Origin of the sequence: Legionella tunisiensis, assembly GCF_000308315.1 — a bacterium.
Taxonomy (GTDB): domain Bacteria; phylum Pseudomonadota; class Gammaproteobacteria; order Legionellales; family Legionellaceae; genus Tatlockia; species Tatlockia tunisiensis.
In genome coordinates this window covers 1-6,312 of record NZ_CALJ01000005.1, presented here as the reverse complement: position 1 = coordinate 6,312, position 6,312 = coordinate 1, and the positions used below count along the sequence as shown (strand labels likewise).

The following is a 6,312-nucleotide window of genomic DNA, read 5'->3' as shown; positions in this document are numbered from 1 at the left end:
TTGCCTTGGTCAGTACGTCAGTCTCAGAAGACGTCGCGTAATAACTTCGTATAGTCATACATTATACGAAGTTATACGATTCTGCATGCGTGCAGAAACCTCACATAATCACTATAAAAAGATTTCGAGCAAAATCAAAATAGTGAGATTAGGGCCTGACCATGTTCAGTATCCATTGTAATCATTTTAATGGTTCACATTGTTGTAATGGTCTTATTTTGCAGGAATAGATCAATGACATTGGAAGTAAAATTCATCCTGGACAATCTTTTACTATAATTGTTAACGTATTGAGTGTTCAGGAGATTAATATGAGGGATGAGGATAATGATATTACCCTTGGCAAGATATTAGATCGCATTCATAGTCACACCTACGCTGACAGATTTGCAGGTATGTTGGGTGCGATAGCTGCAAAAGCCCACCTGCCTATCGATATTCGTAATTTAGATATCAATACTATTTCGGACACTGATCTGCGACGATTTAAATCTGAGAATGCAGAAGTGCAGTTTTTAATATTACAAAATGCGTATGCTACTCAAGGTGCTGAACAGGTTTGGCAAAAACTTCTGATACATGCCTCTCTCCCATGCCAAAATTCTTTCTGTAATATGTCAGTGGAGGAAAGTCAAAAGCAAAGAATATTCGAATTTTTATCATCACAAGCTCAAGCTGAACAAACCTTGCATAAGCGTGTCCATGAGGCTATCTATACTGTCTTTAAAAAGAAACCTCTTCTTTGGATAGCAAGAGAGAGAGCATAGGCAAAGAGATATATAATCATCCTTCGCCACTCTGGCTGATGAAACAGGAAGAGATACTTAACGGGCGTGACAAAGCCTTTCGGTCAGAGGTTGCCCCTCTTGAAAAGAAAGCCCAAACGCTTGAGGCACTATACCAAAGTTTGAATCACTCTCTTGCAAAGGCTCATACTCCCAACGAGGTATGGAAATGCTGGGCGAAGTTTAAACGAGAAAACATAGACTTCCAAAAACTAGGGGTAGTTGAGCGCACTAACCTTGAGAGTCGTTTTACGCAAAAACTTAGTGAAAATATGAAACCAATCGTCGATCAATATTTCACTGGGAATGAAGATAGCTCTACTATCGAAAACTCAAATAAACTCCATGATATGAAACAACAATTACATGATATAAATCCTCATGAGGGCAGGGATGATACTGAAGCACAACGCTCAAAGCCATCATAATTATTTGAATAAATAAGAATTTTATGAAAATTGTGTGTAGCCGAAGGCCTGTCTGTTATTTAGCCTATAACGGACGCTTGGCCTAAGGTTAGTGGCTTGGTGAGGTTTTGAACTCGCTATGCGGAACAATCTCAACAAGCCACAGTAAATCTAGGTAGGCCTGGTAGTTGATAAAGGTTCCGCCGTTTGCTGGGCCTCTGTTTTATCTCTTGTTAAATTGAGTGGTAACTGTGTATGGAAAAAGGTATGCCTTGTTTCACCACTTAAAGGAGAGCCTGTTTGCTCAAGTCGGCTTTCTTCACGCTTGTTACGGTGAGAAAATGCTGCCTTAGCTGTCTCTGATGCCCAGGTGCCATATTCATCTTCATTATCCCCAGTTTGACCACTGCTTTTGCTTTTGGATGTATAAGATACGATATGGTCTATAACATCCATATTAAGCTTAGCTTCAGAGGCTCCTTGGCCCAACGCGATCATTCTATCCTTTTTGCCCGCCATATTTTCTTGTAAGACTTTCGTTAACTCAGGATGCTCAATACCAATAATACGGGTAACATTCGTGCCTTTTAGTTGTGATGCAAAGTGTACAATCGTTTCTTCATCATACTGAAAATGCCCCTCAGTACTATCTTCGGGATTAAAATGACATTCGAAATATTCAAAAAAGAACATCTGGTTAAATTTAATGTGTGTATTTGTGTCCTCTTTAACGCATCCACAAATTGCGTCAATTTTTCTTTTTTATTAATGGCGTTTCTAGCCTAGAACCTTGGCAATTTTCTGCTAAATTCAAAATTGAAACGGGCGTGCCTTCTAAAAATTGTAATAAAGTAGTTGCTACACTGATATATAAATATTCAGGCCATGGAAGCGGCGTTTGCATCTCCCACTCCCAAGGCGACTTGTCAGACGACTCCGACTCAATTTGTCTATTTATATCAAGGCTGGTGATTTGATTTTTTATAATAAAATCGCGAAGCTCCTCGAATGTATAACTACGAACCATATTTCCAGCAATTTGCAAGTGGTGTTCTTCATGAATCCAATGTGTGTCATTAATATGAAAAATGCGCATTATAACCTCATAATAATTGGTGGTAGCGGGCTATTATAATCCATTTGATTGTTATTTGTACAAAAATGGTGTGCACCAGACCCTTCCCCATTTTGCCATGAGAGGTTTTTTATTGAAACTCATAGATCTAACCCTTTTTAATTGTAGATTTATCCATTCACTCTAATCGCGATCTCTTTAAAATATTGCAGTATCTTTTGACGACTTGGTTGATCACTCTGATAGGCAATATAGTTGTCGGGTCTGACTAAATAAACACGTCCTGCTTTAGCGTTGTAAGCGGTTTTAAAATGATTTTCTAAATCGCTGACCAAGGTCAGGCTGGAGTTTTCTGATAAGGAAAAATCAGCCGGCGCAATGAGATAAATAGTTGCCAGATTTCCCAAATCATTTTGCAAGTCTTCACAGTCTGTCAGTATCGTGTCCCGTTCGTGACCTGGCATGGTATTATCTAAATAAAGGAATAAATTAAATTGATTTCCGCGCAGGATTTCAAATAAACGGATAGTAAAATTCATGACATCGCGTTTAAGCCCAGGAACATCAGGCGCACGATCACCTGGCATGGTAGACCAATCTTCCGCAGACAACGCGTCACTAATTGACAAAGCACTGGTTCGGTAATTAATTAATGTTTGTGAGTTGAGCAATAATGCATAATGCGCATCGCTCATATCAACTGTTTTATTGAGCATACGCTCATGAGTGCGATTGACAACATCCAGACCAACAGGCCGCCTTTCTTCATGATAACTCTCAAGAAGCGTCGCTTGCGCTTTATTTTTTAGTACCAAGGCTAATTTCCAAGCCAAATTATAGGCATCCTGAATGCCCGTGTTTAGACCTTGGCCGCCAATTGGCGGGTGGATATGTGCTGAGTCGCCCGCCAAGAAAACCCGCCCGGAAAAATATTGGTTCACAATGCGATGACTGATCTGATACATGGAAGACCAACGCAAATCGTCCAGTTTAACTTCGCCAGGAATTGCTTTCTTTAGTACTGTGGCAAATTGCTCAAGGGTTGGCTTGCCGTCAGTGATTTCATTCATTAGGGATTCAGGAACGGTGGTGGATATTCTGAAACGTCTGTCCCCGCGATAGGGTACCAAAACGACCGTATTTTCAAAATCGCCATCCTTGTAATTAAAACGATAATTGGTTTGATGGGGAAACTCCCAATGCACGCGAACATCAGCGAGCATGAAGGTTTGAGGAAATTTTCCGCCTTCGAATGTCAGGTTCAAGCGTTTACGAGTTGTACTGTGGGCACCATCGCAACCAATTAGATAGCGAAACCGAATTTTATCCTCAGTCCCGGTATTATTATCGCGTAACTCTACAATAACCTCTTCGTCAGTCTGATCGAAATGAAGCAACTCAATACCTTGTTCAATGTCCAAGCCAAGTTCTTGGGCTTCACGAACGAGAATATCTTCCAGTTTATATTGTGGGATAGAAAGAAAACCAAAGGGTAACTCCGGCAAGGTTATCAAATTAGAATGAATTTCTTTACCATCCTGAAAAATTCTGGTTTCTTTAAAACATAAGCCCTCATTAAGTATGGGATTGAGGATCCCTGCATCATCCCAAATCTCCAAACTTCGCGGCTGAATACCTAGCGCCTTACAATAGCCTTGGCGAATAACCATTTTATCAATGATGCGACAAGCGATTCGTTGTTTCTTTAACAGGATTGCTAGCATCAATCCAACAGGACCCGCACCAACAATTAACACGTCACATTGCTGAACCATTTGCTGATCTCCTAAACCGATTTTGCTAAACCCAAAAGATTTACGTACTCAACGAGCAGAGTCAATGGTGCATTGCACTGATAATGTCATGAATTTGGATGAATGGGTAATGGAAGGCGGGCAATCAATTTTTAAATACGTACCGAGATTTTAACGTTAAGCAAGAGCAGCCATTATTACACAGGCTGCTCAGAGACCAAGACTCTATTCTAAAATTGGAGACGATGGACTGAAAGATCCTCATCCTCTTCGTCTTTGGTGTTCGACGATTCGCTCTTGACTGAGGACAAATTTCGTCCCTTGCTATCAAGGGTTCGAGTACTTTTTTCCCCATTTACAACCATGGTTTCAGTAACACTCTTACCATCAAAAGTCAGTTTTCTGCTGCCATCCAAACTGGTTAGCTCCCATTGAACACCAGGCGTGTTCAATGCCCATTTTTGCAAACCTGCTTCATGATCATTATTTGATTTTTTAAATTGGAAGGAATGATTGTAATCACTAATTTTGAAGGCCAGTCAAAGTGCTTCTCAGCTGATTGTGCATAGTGGGAAACTCTATGGTCATAAGAAGCCACTTGTAATCCATAGGTCACAGTTTTTTGTCCCTTCCGACTCCTCCAAACGATAGCCTTTACTATCTTCTAACAAAAAGGCGCGTATAAAGTCATAACCCCCGCCATGATAAAACTCTCTTGGGGTGCTTTCCTTAAATGTATCAAAAGGAATATAGTGAATCTGTTGTTTGTTTGCTTTAATAAAATTGAAATAATCCTGTAATTCTTTGACCATTGACTTCATCGTGTCAGGAGTTAGCTGACAGCTATCGTCGTATATTTCAGTTGAATAAAATGCTTTTTGTTTCTCAAAATGCTCAAACGTTAAATTCATTGATGCATTGAGAAAACCACTGAACGTAGAAAACAAATTACAAAAGGCAAATTTAAGTAAGAGTTCACTGTCCGGATCATGTTTACATTGCTGCTCATATACAGTCATCAACGTGTTAAAATACGTTGTAAATGTCTCATTATCAATATCAGATTCTGCAAAGTACTTTAATGCATCCGGCGCCTGATCTATGAGTGCAATCAGCTGATCTTCCGATAGCTCTTGTTTGATCGCTTCCTGAAGCGGTTTTAAAAAGACAGTTCTAAATTGAGCGGCTGTGTCGTCCGATTTGATTGATTTATACCTTTCAAGGCCATTTTCAAAGCATTCACTTAATAGATCAATCTGATTTTTACTTAATATAGATGAGGAATACAGTAGAGGCAGCACATTTTTAAAAAGACTCTCATTAAATACCTTGCTATTTTTTTATGACCGAACATTGAATAGGCTAATCGACGAAAGTCCTCGCTATTTTTTGTTCGGGTGCAATAGGTAAAGCAATCTTTAAAAGCTTGTTGGGCTGCAGAATTATCGGTTATTAAATCGACTCGACTCGACTCGATTTTTTTATTATTGCAATGTCTCGGTCAAATTCTAAGGAGGAATAAGGCATTTTTGCTCGCTTGGTTTAATGAAACCATAACATAATTATAGATTGTGTATGTTATACACAGGCTACTTACTATTAGGCCTAATTATTCTTTAGGGCCTCCGAAGACGTGCTTATTACCTCAGGTTGTTGAGCAACGCCAGCAGGTTTTTCCGCTGCGAATGACCACCAGCTATGGCGGTTGTTGGATGAATTGGTTGGAGGAAGACGTTTTTTCTGCTTCTCATAAGCAACTTGTAAATCACTTTTTACATAGTCGTAGGTTGCTTTCACACTCGATACTGGTAATTGAAATCTAGCCGCTACGTTTGCCGCTAAATCTATTTTCTCTTGCGCTGCTACCCCTTTGTGGCAAGCAGGTTGTACGATGACTTTGGGCGTGTCCCCAAATACCCATGAAAAGAGACTCGGACTATAAACCTGGATAGTAGCCAATTCCTCTGGCGTATTTTTCTAGTTAGCGTGATTGTCCCTTTATAGCCAGTCAAAACACTTAACCAGGATTTTGGTTGGTCCACAGTTGCTTTAACGTCTTCGCCTATTCCAGGAAAAATATCTTGAACTCTTATTTGAGGTGATTGCAGCAATAAATCTAATTTATTAAAAGTAGAATCATGATTGAGGGCGGAAGAATTAAGCTCATATCCAGGGCTGGTTTTAACGAAATTAAATTCAAAAGGATTCGCTTTCGTATCATCATATATTTCTTTTAAAAATTTCTCGTCGAAATCGCCATCACCATTTCTTCCTTTTAATATACTTTTAGC

General features: G+C 39.6%; 8 protein-coding genes and 1 pseudogene. 2 read left to right on the top strand and 7 right to left on the bottom strand.

The features are described 5' to 3' along the window. Positions 1-311 precede the first annotated feature (311 nt). Together BN58_RS00455 and BN58_RS00450 are read left to right on the top strand one after the other, a co-directional pair. Complete coding sequence (locus tag BN58_RS00455; protein WP_019215159.1) at positions 312-767, top strand: hypothetical protein; 456 nt, start codon at positions 312-314, stop codon at positions 765-767. Continuing rightward, positions 743-1,213 (top strand): hypothetical protein, encoded by a 471-nt coding sequence (locus tag BN58_RS00450; RefSeq protein WP_019215158.1) that lies wholly within the window; start codon positions 743-745, stop codon positions 1,211-1,213. The genes BN58_RS00455 and BN58_RS00450 overlap by 25 nt, the downstream gene beginning before the upstream one ends. Positions 1,214-1,363: 150 nt before the next feature. Here BN58_RS00450 and BN58_RS00445 read toward each other — a convergent pair whose 3' ends face one another. The 7 genes and pseudogenes from BN58_RS00445 to BN58_RS35660 form a co-directional block, all read right to left on the bottom strand. Next, complete coding sequence (locus tag BN58_RS00445; protein ID WP_019215157.1) at positions 1,364-1,885, bottom strand: hypothetical protein; 522 nt, start codon at positions 1,883-1,885, stop codon at positions 1,364-1,366. A gap of 55 nt (positions 1,886-1,940) precedes the next feature. Then, the gene (locus tag BN58_RS00440) at positions 1,941-2,288 is read right to left on the bottom strand and encodes a hypothetical protein (protein ID WP_019215156.1); all 348 of its coding nucleotides are present in this window, start codon (positions 2,286-2,288) and stop codon (positions 1,941-1,943) included. A 149-nt stretch (positions 2,289-2,437) separates the two neighbouring features. Further along, complete coding sequence (locus BN58_RS20755; RefSeq protein ID WP_019215155.1) at positions 2,438-4,042, bottom strand: FAD-dependent monooxygenase; 1,605 nt, start codon at positions 4,040-4,042, stop codon at positions 2,438-2,440. Between the two features lie 209 nt (positions 4,043-4,251). Beyond that, positions 4,252-4,488 (bottom strand): hypothetical protein, encoded by a 237-nt coding sequence (locus BN58_RS00430; protein ID WP_156812282.1) that lies wholly within the window; start codon positions 4,486-4,488, stop codon positions 4,252-4,254. A gap of 117 nt (positions 4,489-4,605) precedes the next feature. Further along, complete coding sequence (locus BN58_RS00420) at positions 4,606-5,322, bottom strand: hypothetical protein (RefSeq protein WP_019215152.1); 717 nt, start codon at positions 5,320-5,322, stop codon at positions 4,606-4,608. Positions 5,323-5,626: 304 nt separating this feature from the next. Further along, the gene (locus BN58_RS35665; RefSeq protein WP_156812281.1) at positions 5,627-5,980 is read right to left on the bottom strand and encodes a hypothetical protein; all 354 of its coding nucleotides are present in this window, start codon (positions 5,978-5,980) and stop codon (positions 5,627-5,629) included. Next, a pseudogene (locus BN58_RS35660) lies at positions 5,884-6,312 on the bottom strand (T4SS guanine nucleotide exchange effector RalF); the annotation flags it as partial. The pseudogene BN58_RS35660 and the gene BN58_RS35665, both read right to left, overlap by 97 nt.